Annotated in this window: 14 protein-coding genes; 12 read left to right on the top strand and 2 right to left on the bottom strand. The window is 32.0% G+C overall.

Translation table 11 applies throughout. The features are described 5' to 3' along the window. Positions 1-4 precede the first annotated feature (4 nt). Both Q0822_RS07885 and dapF read right to left on the bottom strand, forming a co-directional pair. Entirely contained in the window at positions 5-529 is a 525-nt protein-coding gene (locus tag Q0822_RS07885) for a GNAT family N-acetyltransferase (RefSeq protein WP_299122321.1), read from the bottom strand. Next, positions 523-1,302, bottom strand: a complete 780-nt coding sequence (gene dapF, locus Q0822_RS07880; protein WP_299122319.1) for a diaminopimelate epimerase — start codon at positions 1,300-1,302, stop codon at positions 523-525. Before dapF ends, Q0822_RS07885 begins: the two co-directional genes overlap by 7 nt. Before the next feature lie 151 nt (positions 1,303-1,453). Between dapF and Q0822_RS07875 the strand changes: the two genes are divergently transcribed. The 12 genes from Q0822_RS07875 (at position 1,454) to Q0822_RS07820 (ending at position 15,264) form a co-directional block, all read left to right on the top strand. Further along, on the top strand, positions 1,454-2,863 hold the full coding sequence (locus tag Q0822_RS07875) for a trypsin-like peptidase domain-containing protein (RefSeq protein WP_299122317.1): 1,410 nt from the start codon (positions 1,454-1,456) through the stop codon (positions 2,861-2,863). A 134-nt stretch (positions 2,864-2,997) separates the two neighbouring features. Further along, complete coding sequence (locus Q0822_RS07870; RefSeq protein ID WP_299122315.1) at positions 2,998-4,446, top strand: glyceraldehyde-3-phosphate dehydrogenase; 1,449 nt, start codon at positions 2,998-3,000, stop codon at positions 4,444-4,446. Positions 4,447-4,723: 277 nt separating this feature from the next. Next, on the top strand, positions 4,724-5,332 hold the full coding sequence (locus Q0822_RS07865; RefSeq protein WP_299122313.1) for a tRNA (guanine-N1)-methyltransferase: 609 nt from the start codon (positions 4,724-4,726) through the stop codon (positions 5,330-5,332). A 51-nt stretch (positions 5,333-5,383) separates the two neighbouring features. Continuing rightward, positions 5,384-5,821 (top strand): GNAT family N-acetyltransferase, encoded by a 438-nt coding sequence (locus Q0822_RS07860; protein WP_299122311.1) that lies wholly within the window; start codon positions 5,384-5,386, stop codon positions 5,819-5,821. 173 nt (positions 5,822-5,994) lie between these two features. After that, on the top strand, positions 5,995-6,675 hold the full coding sequence (trmD, locus tag Q0822_RS07855) for a tRNA (guanosine(37)-N1)-methyltransferase TrmD (protein ID WP_299122309.1): 681 nt from the start codon (positions 5,995-5,997) through the stop codon (positions 6,673-6,675). A 154-nt stretch (positions 6,676-6,829) separates the two neighbouring features. Then, positions 6,830-7,180, top strand: coding sequence for a 50S ribosomal protein L19 (rplS, locus tag Q0822_RS07850; protein ID WP_299122307.1), 351 nt, complete (start codon positions 6,830-6,832; stop codon positions 7,178-7,180). A 685-nt stretch (positions 7,181-7,865) separates the two neighbouring features. Further along, positions 7,866-8,438, top strand: a complete 573-nt coding sequence (locus Q0822_RS07845) for a pentapeptide repeat-containing protein (protein ID WP_299122305.1) — start codon at positions 7,866-7,868, stop codon at positions 8,436-8,438. Positions 8,439-8,586: 148 nt separating this feature from the next. Next, entirely contained in the window at positions 8,587-10,809 is a 2,223-nt protein-coding gene (locus Q0822_RS07840; protein ID WP_299122303.1) for an NADP-dependent isocitrate dehydrogenase, read from the top strand. 140 nt (positions 10,810-10,949) lie between these two features. After that, positions 10,950-13,328, top strand: coding sequence for a TonB-dependent receptor (locus Q0822_RS07835; RefSeq protein WP_299122301.1), 2,379 nt, complete (start codon positions 10,950-10,952; stop codon positions 13,326-13,328). Between the two features lie 4 nt (positions 13,329-13,332). After that, entirely contained in the window at positions 13,333-14,160 is an 828-nt protein-coding gene (locus Q0822_RS07830) for a DUF4249 domain-containing protein (RefSeq protein ID WP_299122300.1), read from the top strand. A gap of 62 nt (positions 14,161-14,222) precedes the next feature. Continuing rightward, a complete protein-coding gene (murQ, locus tag Q0822_RS07825) occupies positions 14,223-15,041 on the top strand; it encodes an N-acetylmuramic acid 6-phosphate etherase (RefSeq protein WP_299122299.1) in 819 nt (272 codons plus the stop codon). Next, positions 15,010-15,264 (top strand): DUF6095 family protein, encoded by a 255-nt coding sequence (locus tag Q0822_RS07820; RefSeq protein ID WP_366125102.1) that lies wholly within the window; start codon positions 15,010-15,012, stop codon positions 15,262-15,264. Before murQ ends, Q0822_RS07820 begins: the two co-directional genes overlap by 32 nt. Positions 15,265-15,383: the final 119 nt, after the last annotated feature.

Raw genomic sequence — 15,383 nt, 5'->3', positions numbered from 1 at the left:
AAATTTATTCGTTAATACGTTGTAATATATATTCGTTTGAAAACTGCTTGCCGTCATAGCTCCAGTCATTTTTTAGTCCTATTATTTTAAAGCCATTGCCCTCAAAAAGTTTTAAACTTGCTAAGTTACTTTCAGAAATATTAGCATAAACCTGATGCAAATGCAAGGATTTAAAACAGTAATTTACTAAAAGTTCTAAAGCTTCTTTTCCTGAGCCTTTAAATCTATCTGATTCATTTTGAATTAAAATACCAATACCTGCACGCTTATTTTTTACATCAAATTCAAAAACATCAATAAGACCAATAGTTTTATCGTTCTTGTCGCAAATTGCAAGTCGTAATTGCTTGGCTTCAAAAATATCTTGCTGGGCGTTTTCAAGATACTGCTTTATTAAGAATCTTGAGTATGGTGTTTGTGTGTCACTCAATTCCCAAAGCGATGTGTCATTTTCAATGGCATAGACAAAATCCAAATCTTCAGGCTCTAAAGCCCTTAAATAGATATGTTTGCCTTTAAGTGTTACCATTCTATTTCACCTTTAAAAACTTGTTCAGCTGGTCCTACTAACCAAATATCTTTATAGCCTTTATCGTCACTCTTAAAAGTGACTTTAAGTTGTCCGCCAGGCGTTTTTAAACTTACTTCATTATGGTTAGTTTTTCCACTTGCATGCATCGCTAAAGCTACAGCTGTAACACCAGTTCCACAAGATAAAGTTTCATCCTCTACTCCACGCTCGTAGGTTCTAACAGCGAAATTATCATCGGATAATTGTTCAACGAAATTCACATTACTACCAGCCTCATTATATGGTTCTCCGTATCTAATTTTAAAGCCATTAGTTTTAACATTATAATCTTTTAAATTAGAAACTAATTCTACATGATGAGGAGACCCTGTATCTAAAAACAAATGATTGCGGTGAGTTTCAATTAAAGACACATCTTGCATCTGAAGATGGACAATATCATTTTCAATTCTACCCTCATGAAGTCCATCTATAGCCATAAATTCGGTTCTATCATTTATGACACCTAAAAATTTCGCAAAAGCGGTTATACATCGCCCTCCATTACCACACATACTACTTTCATTTCCATCTGCATTATAATAAACCATTTTAAAATCCGAAATTTTGTCATTTTCTAATAGTATAAACCCGTCAGCTCCAATGCCAAAACGTCTGTCACATAATTCTGCAATACGTTTGGTATTATTTTTGCCTATTGTTTGTAAACGATTATCAACAATAATAAAATCGTTTCCTGTGCCTTGGTATTTATAAAATGTCATCATCATAAGTTGCAACAAATATAAGAATATTAGCTTGTAAATTGAGGTGTTAAAAGGCAGTTAAAGTTGACGTTAAATAGTCGTTAAAATAAAAATGAAATTCAATAAATATCTAAATTTATACGTTAAATAGTTAAACTTAAATCTAAAAGTAATTATGAAGAAGATCCTAACTTTATTTTTTGTTTCGGCATTAGGTGGTGTACTGGCTTTAGGTGGCTACAAACTTTTTATCGAAGAAAGTCCTGAAAAACTTGCTGTAGAACAAGTATCTGATCTACCAATTTACGTACCAACAGCTGCAAATTCTACTATAAATAGTACAACTACAATTGCTCCGAATTTTATTGAAGCTGCAGAAAAGACAATTGATGCTGTTGTCCACGTAAAAAATACATCTATAGTAAGTGCACCAATGAGTATGAGAGATTTGTTTTATGGACGTAACTCTCAACGTGCGCAGGTGGGCACAGGTAGTGGAGTTATTATTTCTCCAATGGGTTATATAGTCACTAATAATCATGTCATTAAAAATGCTAACGAAATCAGTATTACCTTAAACAATAATAAATCTTACATAGCTGAACTTATTGGCACAGACGAAGGAACAGATATTGCTTTACTAAAGATTGAGACTGAAGAAGAACTACCATTTATGGCATTTGGAGATTCTGACAATGCGAAAATTGGAGAATGGGTTTTGGCTGTCGGTAATCCATTTAATTTAAATTCTACTGTTACCGCAGGAATTATAAGCGCAAAATCAAGAGATCTTAGCGGTAGAAATCTGCAATCCTTTATTCAAACAGATGCGGCTGTAAACCCAGGAAACTCAGGTGGAGCTTTGGTAAATACTAATGGGGATTTAATTGGTATTAATACTGCCATCTCATCACAAACAGGTTCTTATATTGGTTATTCATTTGCAGTACCAAGTAATATTGCTCGCAAGATTGTAAATGATATTATGGAGTATGGAAATGTACAAAACGGTATTCTTGGTGTTGTTGGTGCAGCACTTAATAGCAGAGCTGCTGAAGAATTAGGCACCAATACTGCCGAAGGTTTTTACGTTAGCGCAGTGACTGAAGATACAGGAGCAGAAAAAGCAGGAATAAAATCTGGTGACATCATTAAGAAAATTGATGGTGTAGAAATAAATAAGTTCTCGGATTTAACGGGTTATTTAAAAACCAAGAGTCCAGATGATATTGTCAATGTCACTTTATTAAGAGATGGGGATGAAGAAGTACTTCCTGTTACCTTATTGAAACCATCTACTTATGTTGTAGAATCAGTAGGTTTTGTTAAAAAAGCCTCAGAAAAGGAATTAGAAAAGTATGATACTGAATATGGTTTAAAAATTACTAAGCTTGATGAAAATTTTAAATCTAGCTGGAATAGAAGTGGCGTAGAAGAAGGTAGTATAGTTACTAAAATTAATGGAAAGAAGCTCTATGACGTTGAAGATGCTTTAAATGCATTCAAATCTCGTAATCTAAATGAGGTACTTGTAATTGAAATTATAAACAAAGAAGGAGAAAAAGTAGCCTATCAAATTAGATAAAAAACAAAAAATACATTTAAATAACCCTTCAAAGTATTATTCTTTGAAGGGTTTTTATTTTCGATTAAATGCGCTACGAAAACGTTTGAAATATACTACTTTTGCCGAAATCTAAATCAACTAAACCAAAACAAATGGGTTTTAACGACACTTACGAAAAAGAGTTAGCGTTTCAAGCAGATCGTCGCAGAGCTACGGTCGAATTTATCAAAATTGTAAGCGATTTATGGTACGATAAGTCCATTGAGCTTGTATTATTTAGAAATCAATTAATTGATAGAAATGTGAGCGAAATTTTAAACCTGCACGAGTATGCAGGTGAATTTGTTCAAAAACCAATTTCTATTTTTGATTCTGTAGAGATTGCTCAAGCCATTAACGCACTAAATTTACCACCTGCAAAACTAGATATTGGTAAGCTTACTTATGAATTTCATTTAGAAGATCAAAAATATAGCAACGCAACTGCTTTTGTAGCTTCAAAATTAGGAAAAGCTAATAATGGCAAAAGCATAGAGCCAAAAGATGTTGTACTCTACGGATTTGGTAGAATTGGTAGATTAGTAGCACGTGAGTTAATGACACGAACCGGCAAAGGCAACCAACTAAGATTAAGAGCTATTGTAACAAGAGGTACAATTGATCAAACCGTTTTAGAAAAACGTGCCTCATTATTAAGAAATGATTCCGTGCATGGTGATTTCTCAGGTATGGTTAGTACTGATTTAAAAAATAAAGCATTAATCATTAATGGTACTACAGTAAGTATCATCTCGGCAAATAAACCAGAAGAGATTGATTATACTAAATATGGTATTAATAATGCTTTAATAATTGATAACACAGGTGCTTTTAGAGATAAAGAAGCTTTGAGCAGACATCTAAAAGCTAAAGGTGTTGCCAAAGTGTTATTAACAGCGCCTGGAAAAGGGATTCCGAATATTGTACATGGAGTAAATCATTTAGAACACAACCCAGATAAAGTAGATATTTTTTCTGCAGCGTCTTGTACAACGAATGCAATAACTCCTATTTTGAAAGCCGTTGAAGATTCTTTTGGAATTAAAACTGGGCATTTAGAAACTATACATGCTTATACTAATGACCAAAACTTAGTTGATAATTTTCATAAAAAATATAGACGGGGTCGTGCAGCTGGTTTAAATATGGTCATTACCGAAACTGGAGCAGGACAAGCTGTAAGTAAGGCTTTACCATCTTTAGAAGGTAAACTAACGTCTAATGCTATTAGAGTTCCTGTACCAAATGGTTCTTTAGCTATTCTAAGTTTAGAATTAAAAAATGGTACTTCAGTTGAAAGTATGAATACCATTATGAAAAAATATGCTCTAGAAGGAGATTTGGTAGAGCAAATTAAATATGAAATGAGTGACGAATTAGTATCTAGTGATATTGTTGGTAGCTCAGCACCATCAATATATGATAGTAAAGCTACAATCGTAAGACCAGATGGTAAAAATGCAATACTATATATATGGTATGATAACGAATATGGTTATAGTCACCAGGTTATTCGTTTAGCAAAGTATATTTCTAAGGTAAGACGCTATGCTTATTATTAGAATAAATGAAAAAGAAAATGTAAAAAAATCTTGCCGATGGGCAAGATTTTTTTGTTTTTAACCACCTCATACCACTGTAAATGAAATGATTAAAGATTGCAATACATTTAAATTCTATCAATTTTCATTTAAGGGACATCTAAAATAAAAATTATGTCGTATATAATTTAGCCTCTCTAAATTGAAAGGCTATTTGTTTGGTAATTATTTATGATATCCTCATAAAATTATTATCTTGGCAACTAATTAATCTAACAAAACCAAAATTACTTCTAAGATGAAATTCTTAACCAAAGTCTCTCTAATTCTTTTAGTTACATTTAGTTTACAGTCTGTAAAAGCGCAAACCGCGGACGAAGAAAAAGAGAAATTATCCCTCAATAGTGGAACCATCGATAATCAGTTTGAATACGTTATTCAAAAATCTGGGCGTTACCAAGAATATAAGGTTGTAAAAAGAACATGGTTATATGCATTAAAAGCACATACCATAGATACTTTAAAAGCATTTCATAAAGATTTGGCAGATACCAGAGCTGTAGTAGCAAAACAAGAAGAGGAAATTGCGAGTCTAAAATCTAGTCTATCGAATACAGAATCAACATTAACTGCTACAAATGAAGAAAAAGATAATATTTCCTTATTTGGTATACAAATGAGTAAAGCCAGTTACAAAGTTTTAATGTGGAGTATTGCTGCAGGTTTATCAGCGCTTTTGTTATTCTTTATTTATAAATTTAAAGGAAGTAACTCAGCAACTCGCGAGGCAAAACATAAGTTAGATGAATTAGAGACAGAATTTGAAGACCACAGACGTACAGCTTTAGAGCGTGAGCAAAAAGTAAGACGTCAGTTGCAAGACGAATTAAACAAACAGAAATCATAGTATTTCTTTTTATAAAAACTTAAATCCGTAATTTTAATTGCGGATTTTTTTATGAAAATTATTAAAGCACATATAGACCATTTAGAAGATTTAGTACCATTGTTTGATGGTTATAGGCAGTTCTATAAACAAGACTCAGATAAAGAAGGAGCAAAACACTTCTTGCTAGAGCGATTTAAGAATAAGGATGCCATAATTTTTATAGCTTATGATAATGATAAAGCCATTGGCTTTACGCAACTCTATCCTCTACTCTCTTCGGTTTCTATGCAACCGATGTATTTATTAAATGATTTATTTGTAAATACAAATTACAGAGGACAAGGGATTGGAGAGGCATTAATAGATAAAGCCAAACAACTCTGTATTAAAGAAAACAATAAGGGTTTAGCCATACAAACAGCTTTCGATAATCCTGCGCAGCAGTTGTACGAAAAACTGGGATTTAAAAAGGATACTGACTTGCATTTTTTTTGGACAGTTGAATAAAAGCCTGATACTTATTACAACTTAATTTTGTAAAAAATTTCTCCTAACTTCGTTTAACGTCTGATATAAATCATTGAAATAGACTCATATCAATAAAGTTAAATGAACTTCAAAATACACTTTTCTTAAATTATCACAATTAAACATATCTTTGCATTCTATTAAAAATTGCTATGCGCATAGATATTATAACCGTATTACCAGAACTTTTAAAAAGTCCGTTTGAAGCCTCTATTTTAAAACGTGCAATAGAAGCGGGTTTAGTAGAAATCCACTTTCATAATTTAAGAGAATACACAACTGGTAGCTACAAAGCTGTTGACGATACACAATTTGGTGGCGGAGCTGGTATGGTAATGTTAATAGAACCGATAGATAAATGTATTTCTAAACTTCAAGAAGAGCGGAGTTACGACGAAATCATTTACATGACACCAGACGGAGAGCAACTTAACCAAGGAATTGCCAACCATATTTCATTAAAAGAAAACATTATTATTCTTTGCGGACATTATAAAGGAGTCGATCAGCGTGTACGTGATAAATTTATAACAAAAGAAATCTCAATAGGAGATTATGTCTTGTCTGGTGGAGAATTAGGAGCTGCAGTGTTATGCGATGCAATAATAAGATTGATACCAGGAGTTTTAGGAAATGAGACTTCTGCTTTAACCGATTCATTTCAAGATAATTTATTAGCACCACCGATTTATACAAGACCACGTGAGTATAAAGGTATGAAAGTGCCAGAAGTGTTATTTAGCGGTAATTTTGCAGAAATAGAAAAATGGCGCGAAGATCAGGCTTATAAAAGAACACAAGAGCGAAGACCAGACCTTCTAAATGATGAATAAATCAGTAGTACTGTACAATGGTAAAAGCATAGAAAACTTTTCATAATTAGCTTTTCAATTATAACTTTTTAACTATATTTGCACCCAATTTTGGATTAACCTCTGGCGAGAATCGTGAATGTTGATTTAAAACAACCATTATAAATAAAACAAAATGAATTCTTTAGTAAAATTTGTACAAGACGAATTTGTAACCCGTAAAGATTTTCCGGAATTTAGTGCTGGTGATACCATCACTGTATATTACGAAATTAGAGAAGGTGAAAAAGTACGTACGCAGTTCTTTAGAGGCGTAGTATTACAACGCAAAGGAACAGGAACTTCAGAAACTTTTACAATCCGTAAAATGTCTGGAACAATTGGTGTAGAGCGTATCTTCCCGGTTAACTTACCAGCTTTACAGAAAATAGAAGTGAACAAACGTGGTAGTGTTCGTAGAGCACGTATTTTCTACTTTAGAGGTCTTACTGGTAAAAAAGCAAGAATTAAAGAAGTTAGAAGATAATTTAACTTATATAATACTTTTAGGAGCCTTCAGAAATGAAGGCTCTTTTAGTTTATTAACTTTTGTTAATAACTCTAGTTTATAAGATGTTGATATATAAATTGTTAAAATATTGTCATATTCACAAATACCATATATATTTACAGAACAATTAACAACAAACCTAGTTTGGTTTTAAAAGCAATTTTAAATTTATGTGATATTGTTGCTTAAAGATTAGTTCTTTAACGTATTGAGGTTGTTTTTTGAGGTTACTAAGCAGCTTGTGTATGCAAGTGTTTGTGAAGTAATCATGAAGCTTTAGTAATGTAGTATACTTTGTAGGTTGCATTGATAAAGTGGAAAGCTTGGAAAAAGTAGTGGAATCGAAAGTGAACACAAAAAGGAAGAGCAATGTTTTGGAACTTATTAGTTGCGCAAGTGAATGATAAAAGAAAAAACATCAAGAAAAATAAACCTAAGAAACAAAGTAATATCAGGTCAATACATTTTGAAAGATATGAAACGTTTCGTTTTGAAGCAGCAACGCTTGAACTGAAAAAGATGGTGACGAAAGTCATACAGCTGATTTAGTGAAAACTAAATAAGTCGTAGTAGTACTGTTTCTAATAAAAGCCATGTTAGCACAGATTTATCTGTAGTGATATGGCTTTTTGCTTTTATATAATCTTCGTATTCTTGTAATATGAATCTTCCTTTAATTGACAATCAAAATTTTGATAGTAATGATTATACCATAAATAAGCTATTTAAAGCAGAATATACAGGTTGTACTTTTTCAAACTGTAATTTTGACAATTCAGACATTTCTAATATATCCTTTTTAGAATGTGAATTTATAGGATGTAATTTTAGTAATGTGAATCTTATGCACACCACTTTTAATGATGTAATATTTAAGGACTGTAAGTTAGTCGGCATTATATTTCAAAATTGCAATGATTTTTTACTAGACTTTAGTTTTATTGATTGTATTTTAAACCTATCTTCTTTCTATCAATTAAAAATCAGCAACACAAAATTTTTAAATTGCAAAATGCATAGCGTAGATTTTACTGAAACCGAAGCAAAACAAACTTCTTTCGACAATTGTGATTTAAAAGGTTCTATTTTCGATAATACCAATCTAGAGTCTGCAAATTTTTATTCCGCTTATAATTTATCAATCAATCCCTCTATTAATAAAATTAAAAATGCCTCATTCTCAAAAGAAAATTGCTTCGGACTGCTAAATTCATTCCATATTAGAATAAAATAATATTCTAATTTTACAAAGTTTTTATTAATAATATCACAAAATAATTAATAGTTTACTGTTAATCTAACACTAAGAAAACGTTATCGTTTTTGTATATTTGCACAGCTAAATTTTAAGCAAAATTTCATTCAATATATTTACAATAACTATGACCAAAACAGCAAAGATTGTTTATACAAAAACTGATGAAGCTCCGGCTTTAGCAACACGTTCATTTTTACCAATTGTTAAAGCATTTACGAAGTCTTCAGGTATTACCATAGAAACAAAAGATATTTCATTAGCAGCCAGAATTTTAGCGGCCTTTCCAGATTTCTTAAATGATAATCAAAAGGTAGCTGATGCCTTGGCTGAGTTAGGTGAATTAGCTAAAAAACCAGAGGCCAACATTATAAAATTACCTAATATCAGTGCATCAATTCCACAACTAACTGATGCCATAGAAGAATTACAAGCTAAAGGATATGAACTTCCTGATTATCCTGAAGAACCAAAAACTGATGCCGAAAAAGAAATAAAGTCGCGTTATGATAAGATAAAAGGTAGTGCCGTAAATCCGGTTTTAAGAGAAGGTAATTCAGATAGACGTGCTCCTAAAGCTGTAAAGAATTACGCCAAGAAAAACCCACATAGTATGGGAGCTTGGTCATCAGATTCTAAAACGCATGTAGCAACAATGTCTAAAGGAGATTTTGCACATAACGAAAAATCTGTAACCCTTAATGATGCAACTACAGTAAAAATTGTACATACTGATACCAAAGGAAACACAACAAATCTAAAAGAAGGTTTAGATTTATTGAAAGGCGAAATTATAGATGCTACTGTAATGAGTAAAAAAGCTTTACTTGAATTTTTAGAGCATGAAGTGCAAGATGCTTTAGATAAAAGTGTATTGTTTTCATTACATATGAAAGCAACGATGATGAAAGTTTCTGATCCAATTATCTTCGGCCATGCGGTTCGTGTTTTCTTCAAAGATTTATTTGAAAAACATGGTAATACATTTGATAAAATTGGTGTTGATGTAAACAATGGTTTTGGAAATTTACTTGAAAAATTAAGTGAGCTTCCAGAAGATAAACGCGACGAAATTAGAGATGACATTCGTTTTGCTTTAGATCACAGTGCAGATTTGGCGATGGTAAACTCAGACAGAGGCATAACAAATCTTCATGTACCAAGCGATGTAATTATTGATGCATCTATGCCAGCAATGATTAGAACGTCCGGCCAGATGTGGAATGCTGAAGGAAAACAACAAGATACAAAAGCTGTTATTCCAGATAGTAGTTACGCTGGTGTTTATATAGCTACAATAGATTTTTGTAAAAAACATGGTGCTTTCGACCCAACAACAATGGGAACCGTTCCTAATGTAGGACTCATGGCTCAAAAAGCTGAAGAATACGGTTCTCACGATAAGACATTCGAAGTCGCATCTAAAGGAAAAATTGAAGTCATTGATGCTTCCGGAAATGTACTTACAAATCATAAAGTAGAAGAAGGCGACATATGGAGAATGTGCCAAGTTAAAGATGCTCCTATTCAAGATTGGGTAAAATTAGCAGTAACAAGAGCTAGAGCCTCTCAAACACCTGCAGTTTTCTGGTTAGATAAGAAAAGAGCGCATGATGCAGAGCTGATTAAAAAAGTAAATACTTATCTCAAAAACCATGATACTGAAGAACTAGACATTAGAATATTATCGCCTATTGATGCTACTAACTTTACATTGAAACGTATTAAAGATGGTGAGGACACAATTTCAGTAACAGGAAATGTTTTAAGGGATTATTTAACGGATCTGTTTCCAATACTAGAAGTTGGCACGAGTGCAAAAATGTTATCTATCGTTCCTTTGATGAATGGTGGTGGTTTATTTGAAACTGGAGCTGGCGGATCTGCACCAAAGCATGTTCAACAATTTGTGGAAGAAAATCATTTGCGTTGGGATTCTTTAGGTGAATTTTTAGCATTAGCCGTTTCATTAGAGCATTTTGCTGTAGCCAATAATAATGAGAAAGCAAGAGTTTTAGGTGAAGCTTTAGATGACGCGTCAGATAAATTATTAGAAAATAAAAAAGGCCCTTCAAGAAAAGTCAATGAATTAGACAACAGAGGAAGTCATTTTTACTTAGCACTATATTGGGCAGAAGCGTTAGCTAACCAAAACAATGATGCAGAACTAAAATCAGAATTCACAACTATTTATAAGGCATTATCATCTAACCAAGATGCTATTATAAAAGAACTCATAGATTGCCAAGGTGCACCAGTTAATATTGAAGGGTATTATCTTCCAAATGAGAGTATTGTTAATAGCGCTATGAGACCTAGTGAAGAACTCAATAAAATTTTGAATAACTAGTAATGTTAGATTAATGTTATGTTAAAAGCTTCTTTCGAGAGGCTTTTTTTATTCTTTTGAATTAATTTTAGCTAAAAAAGTAACCTTTCTATGTTCAAATCGTCCTCTAATCAAAAGCAATTAAAAACCAATCATAAACTATGATAATATATATTAAAAGAATTCTACTCTTTCTTTTATTATGTCCCATATTTCTTCAAGCCCAAGAAAAATTTACACTCAGCGGAACCATAACAGATAGTCAAAGTAATGAAACATTAATTGGTGTTAATATTATTATGCCAGAGATTCAGTCTGGTACAGTAACAAATGAATATGGCTTCTACTCTATTACCCTACCATCAGGCATTTATAAAATTCAAATTAGCTATTTAGGCTATAAAACGATTTCAGAAACTATTGAATTGAATTCTGATATCTCAAAGAATTTTAAGCTCACTGAAGCTTTTGAAAGTTTGGATGAAGTTGTAATTACTGAAGATGTTGAAAAACTCAATATCAAAAAACCACAAATGAGTGTTAATGCCTTATCCATTAAAACGATAAAAAATATGCCTGTAGTTTTAGGTGAAGTAGATGTTATAAAATCAATCATTCTACTTCCTGGAGTTACCAATGCAGGTGAAGGATCCTCTGGTTTTAATGTAAGAGGCGGTGCAGCAGATCAAAACCTTATTCTGCTAGATGAAGCCACTATCTTCAACTCGTCTCATTTATTTGGTTTCTTTTCTGTGTTTAATCCAGATGCTATAAAAGATATCAAATTGTATAAAGGAGGTATTCCAGCAAAATATGGTGGGCGTGTATCTTCAGTATTAGATATTTATCAAAAAGAAGGAAATAGTAATGAGTTTCACATCAACGGAGGAATCGGATTAATTTCTAGTCGTATTTTAGCTGAAGGACCAATTAAAAAAGAAAAAGGATCATTTTTATTTGGAGGTCGCAGTAGTTATGCGCATTTATTTTTACCTCTTTTTGATTTGGATAATGTGGCCTACTTTTATGATTTAAACACTAAACTGAGTTATAAATTAAATGATAATAACAGTGTTTTCCTTTCTGGTTATTTTGGAAGAGATGTGTTTTCAATAAGTGAAAGTTTTAAAAATACTTATGGAAATACTGTAGTTAATTTAAGATGGAATCATTTATTCTCAGATAAATTGTTTTCTAATTTATCACTTATATATTCAGACTACTTTTATGGTTTAGAATTAGACTTTGTTGGTTTTGAATGGGATTCTGGTATCCGAAATTTCAATCTCAAATATGATTTTAAACATTATTTAAGTAATAATTTTCAACTTAATTATGGTATAAATAATATCTATTATAAATTTAATCCCGGTGAAATAAGACCAAATAGAGAAGACTCAGGTATTATTCGCGAAAAGTTATTTGATAAATATGCCAACGAATTTGGAATATATGTTGATGCTGAGCACACCATCTCAGACAAATTAAGCATTCAATACGGATTAAGGCTAAGTAACTTTATAAGATTTGGTCAAGATGGGTTAAACATATATCAAGAGGACAATCCGCTTCTATTTAATGAAGAACTTCAAATTTATGAGGCTGCTGAACCTATCGAAACACAAAATCTCAGCAGAAGCGAAACCATTAAAACTTTTACTAATTTAGAGCCTAGAGTTGCTTTAGCTTATGCTTTCAATGATAATACTTCAATAAAGGCAAGTTATAATAGAATGACTCAATACTTACATTTATTATCAAATACCAATTCACCTACACCATTAGATGTATGGACACCAAGTGGTAAATATATTAGGCCTCAACTACTTAATCAATATGCCTTAGGGTATTTTAAAAGTATTAACGATAATAAGTATTCTTTTGAGACCGAGGTTTTTTATAAAGACATCAAAAATCGTATAGATTATATTGACGGCGCAGATTTAATAGCCAACAATGCTATAGAACAAGATATTCTTAATGGTGAAGCACGTGCCTATGGTCTAGAGATATTACTTCGCAAAAACGAAGGTAATTTCAAAGGCTGGTTAGCCTATACTTTATCTAAATCTGAGCAACGAACGCCAGGAAGAACAGCTATTGAAACAGGAATTAATAATGGGGATTGGTATAAATCACCTTACGATAAAACACATGACATTTCGTTTAACGGAAGTTATGAACTAAATGAAAAATGGAAATTCGGAACAAATCTCATATTTCAAACTGGGAGACCTACAAATTATCCCAATGGACAATTTGAATTTCAAGGTTTAGTAGTTCCTATTTATGATGGCTCTCGAAATGCTGAACGATTACCAGCTTATCATCGCTTAGACATTTCCGCAACTTTAACACCAAGAAAAAATAAAAACAGAAAATTACAAGGAGAATGGGTTTTTAGTATCTATAATCTCTATAATAGAAGAAATGCAGCTTCAATAATTTTTGGGCAGAATGATGAAACCTTTGTAAACGAAGCAATTAGAACATCAATCTTCGGGATTGTTCCTGGGGTAACCTATAATTTTAAATTTTAGACAAATGAAAAAACTTATCTATATAATGCTTGCCTCTACACTATTATTTTTAAGTTGTGAAGATGTTGTAGATGTAGACGTACCAGAAGGTGAACCGAGATTAACTGTTGATGCATCTTTTGAAATCTACCTCAATGAAAGTCCTGTAACAATTGAAGGATACCTTAGACTAACATTATCTGCACCATTTTTTGATGATACAATTCCTCCTGTTACCGACGCAACGGTTTTTATTACCAATCTAGAAGACAACTCTGTCATCAATTTTGAAGCATCAGATGATAATCCAGGCTTTTATGATCCAGTAGCAGATGCTGTGGTAAATCCTGAGTTCAATACACAATATGAATTGACAGTCATATATGATAATGAAACATATAAAGCAAAAACAGAACTTTTTGCATCTGTCCCTATTAATTCAGTAGAACAAGGTGACGGTACACTCTTCGAAGGTGATGAGACAGAAATCATAGTATCTTTCGCAGATGATGGTACAAGAAATGATTTTTATCTTTTTGATTTCGATTTCAATCTCTTAGAAGTGAGTGAAGATCGTTTTTATCAAGGTGAAGCTTTTAATTTTTCTTATTTCTATGAAAATATGTTCAGTGGGCAAGAAGTAACTATTAAAATTCTAGGAATAGGTGAACGTTATTTCAATTATGCAGGTCTATTAATTGAGCAAAGTCGTCAAGGTGATGCTGGTCCTTTTCAAACACCACCAGCATTATTAAGAGGTAATATAATAAATACGACTAATCCCGATAACTATGCTTTAGGATACTTTAATTTATCTGAAGCAAATCGTATTCAGTTTACTATTGAAGAATAATATCAGTGTCCAAATTAACTAGTTACTCTATATAAAGTACAAAAATGAAGTATCTTTGAACTATGTCATTTACTAAAACTACAGAGCAGGATTCAAATTATAATAATCTTGAAGAAATGTCAATTTCTGACATTATCACAAATATTAATAATGAAGATAAAACGGTTCCCTTCGCTGTTGAAAAAGCCTTGCCTCAAATTGAAAAACTTATAAAAGAAGTAGTTCAAAAACTAAAACAAGGAGGTCGATTATTCTACATAGGAGCAGGAACTAGTGGTAGACTAGGAGTTTTAGACGCATCAGAATGTCCACCTACTTTTGGAGTTTCACACGATTTAGTTATTGGCTTAATTGCTGGCGGTGATAAAGCCATTAGAAAAGCAGTTGAATTTGCAGAGGATTCAAAATCACAAGGCTGGAAAGATTTACAAAAACACAATATATCTAATAAAGACTTTGTTATTGGCATAGCTGCTTCTGGCACGACACCTTATGTCATTAGTGCATTAGAAACTTGTAATAAAAACAATATAAAAACAGGTTGTATAACCTGCAATCAAAATAGTCCTTTATCTAAAGTATCTCAATATCCAATCGAAATTGTTGTGGGTCCAGAATTTGTAACTGGTAGCTCAAGAATGAAAGCTGGTACCTCTCAAAAATTGGTTTTAAATATGGTTACTACCACTACTATGATTCAACTTGGAAAAGTTGAAGGAAATAAGATGGTAGATATGCAATTAAGTAATAACAAACTTGTCGATAGAGGACAACAAATGCTAATGAAAAGGTTAAATATTAACAGAGAGGAAGCTGAAATTTTACTTAATAAATATCAAAGTGTTAGAGATGCTATTAATCATTATAATAATGGAAACTGATAGAACTGATAAAGAAATATTGAGAAAAGGCTTAAGACAAATGGGTATCTGTTTATTACTAATGTTTACAGGTCCTATTTTACTTTATGTATCTTTCTCAAATAAGGAAAAAACATTATATATCCCATTAATTATTGTATCAATAATATTATGTTTTTTAGCTATATTCTTTTTATTTAAAGGCATAAATACCATACTTGATAGTATGTTTAATAAAAAGTAGAATACGCTTTTTATAGCATAATTAAAATACTTCACAATTATCAAACAAAAAATCCCAACTACAATAAGTAATTGGGATTCAAAAAAGGCGGCGACCTACTCTTCCACAGTAAGCAGTAC

Source organism: uncultured Winogradskyella sp., from assembly GCF_947496485.1.
Classification (GTDB): domain Bacteria; phylum Bacteroidota; class Bacteroidia; order Flavobacteriales; family Flavobacteriaceae; genus Winogradskyella.
Note: the sequence above shows the minus strand (reverse complement) of the source record. Positions and strands in the feature narration are given on the sequence as shown.

What these genes read in the sequence shown, in the direction of transcription:
- Q0822_RS07885 (WP_299122321.1), bottom strand. Translation starts at nt 529, where the DNA reads ATGGTAACACTTAAAGGCAAACATATCTATTTAAGGGCTTTAGAGCCT.
- dapF (WP_299122319.1), bottom strand. Translation starts at nt 1,302, where the DNA reads ATGATGATGACATTTTATAAATACCAAGGCACAGGAAACGATTTTATT.
- Q0822_RS07875 (WP_299122317.1), top strand. Translation starts at nt 1,454, where the DNA reads ATGAAGAAGATCCTAACTTTATTTTTTGTTTCGGCATTAGGTGGTGTA.
- Q0822_RS07870 (WP_299122315.1), top strand. Translation starts at nt 2,998, where the DNA reads ATGGGTTTTAACGACACTTACGAAAAAGAGTTAGCGTTTCAAGCAGAT.
- Q0822_RS07865 (WP_299122313.1), top strand. Translation starts at nt 4,724, where the DNA reads ATGAAATTCTTAACCAAAGTCTCTCTAATTCTTTTAGTTACATTTAGT.
- Q0822_RS07860 (WP_299122311.1), top strand. Translation starts at nt 5,384, where the DNA reads ATGAAAATTATTAAAGCACATATAGACCATTTAGAAGATTTAGTACCA.
- trmD (WP_299122309.1), top strand. Translation starts at nt 5,995, where the DNA reads ATGCGCATAGATATTATAACCGTATTACCAGAACTTTTAAAAAGTCCG.
- rplS (WP_299122307.1), top strand. Translation starts at nt 6,830, where the DNA reads ATGAATTCTTTAGTAAAATTTGTACAAGACGAATTTGTAACCCGTAAA.
- Q0822_RS07845 (WP_299122305.1), top strand. Translation starts at nt 7,866, where the DNA reads ATGAATCTTCCTTTAATTGACAATCAAAATTTTGATAGTAATGATTAT.
- Q0822_RS07840 (WP_299122303.1), top strand. Translation starts at nt 8,587, where the DNA reads ATGACCAAAACAGCAAAGATTGTTTATACAAAAACTGATGAAGCTCCG.
- Q0822_RS07835 (WP_299122301.1), top strand. Translation starts at nt 10,950, where the DNA reads ATGATAATATATATTAAAAGAATTCTACTCTTTCTTTTATTATGTCCC.
- Q0822_RS07830 (WP_299122300.1), top strand. Translation starts at nt 13,333, where the DNA reads ATGAAAAAACTTATCTATATAATGCTTGCCTCTACACTATTATTTTTA.
- murQ (WP_299122299.1), top strand. Translation starts at nt 14,223, where the DNA reads ATGTCATTTACTAAAACTACAGAGCAGGATTCAAATTATAATAATCTT.
- Q0822_RS07820 (WP_366125102.1), top strand. Translation starts at nt 15,010, where the DNA reads ATGCTATTAATCATTATAATAATGGAAACTGATAGAACTGATAAAGAA.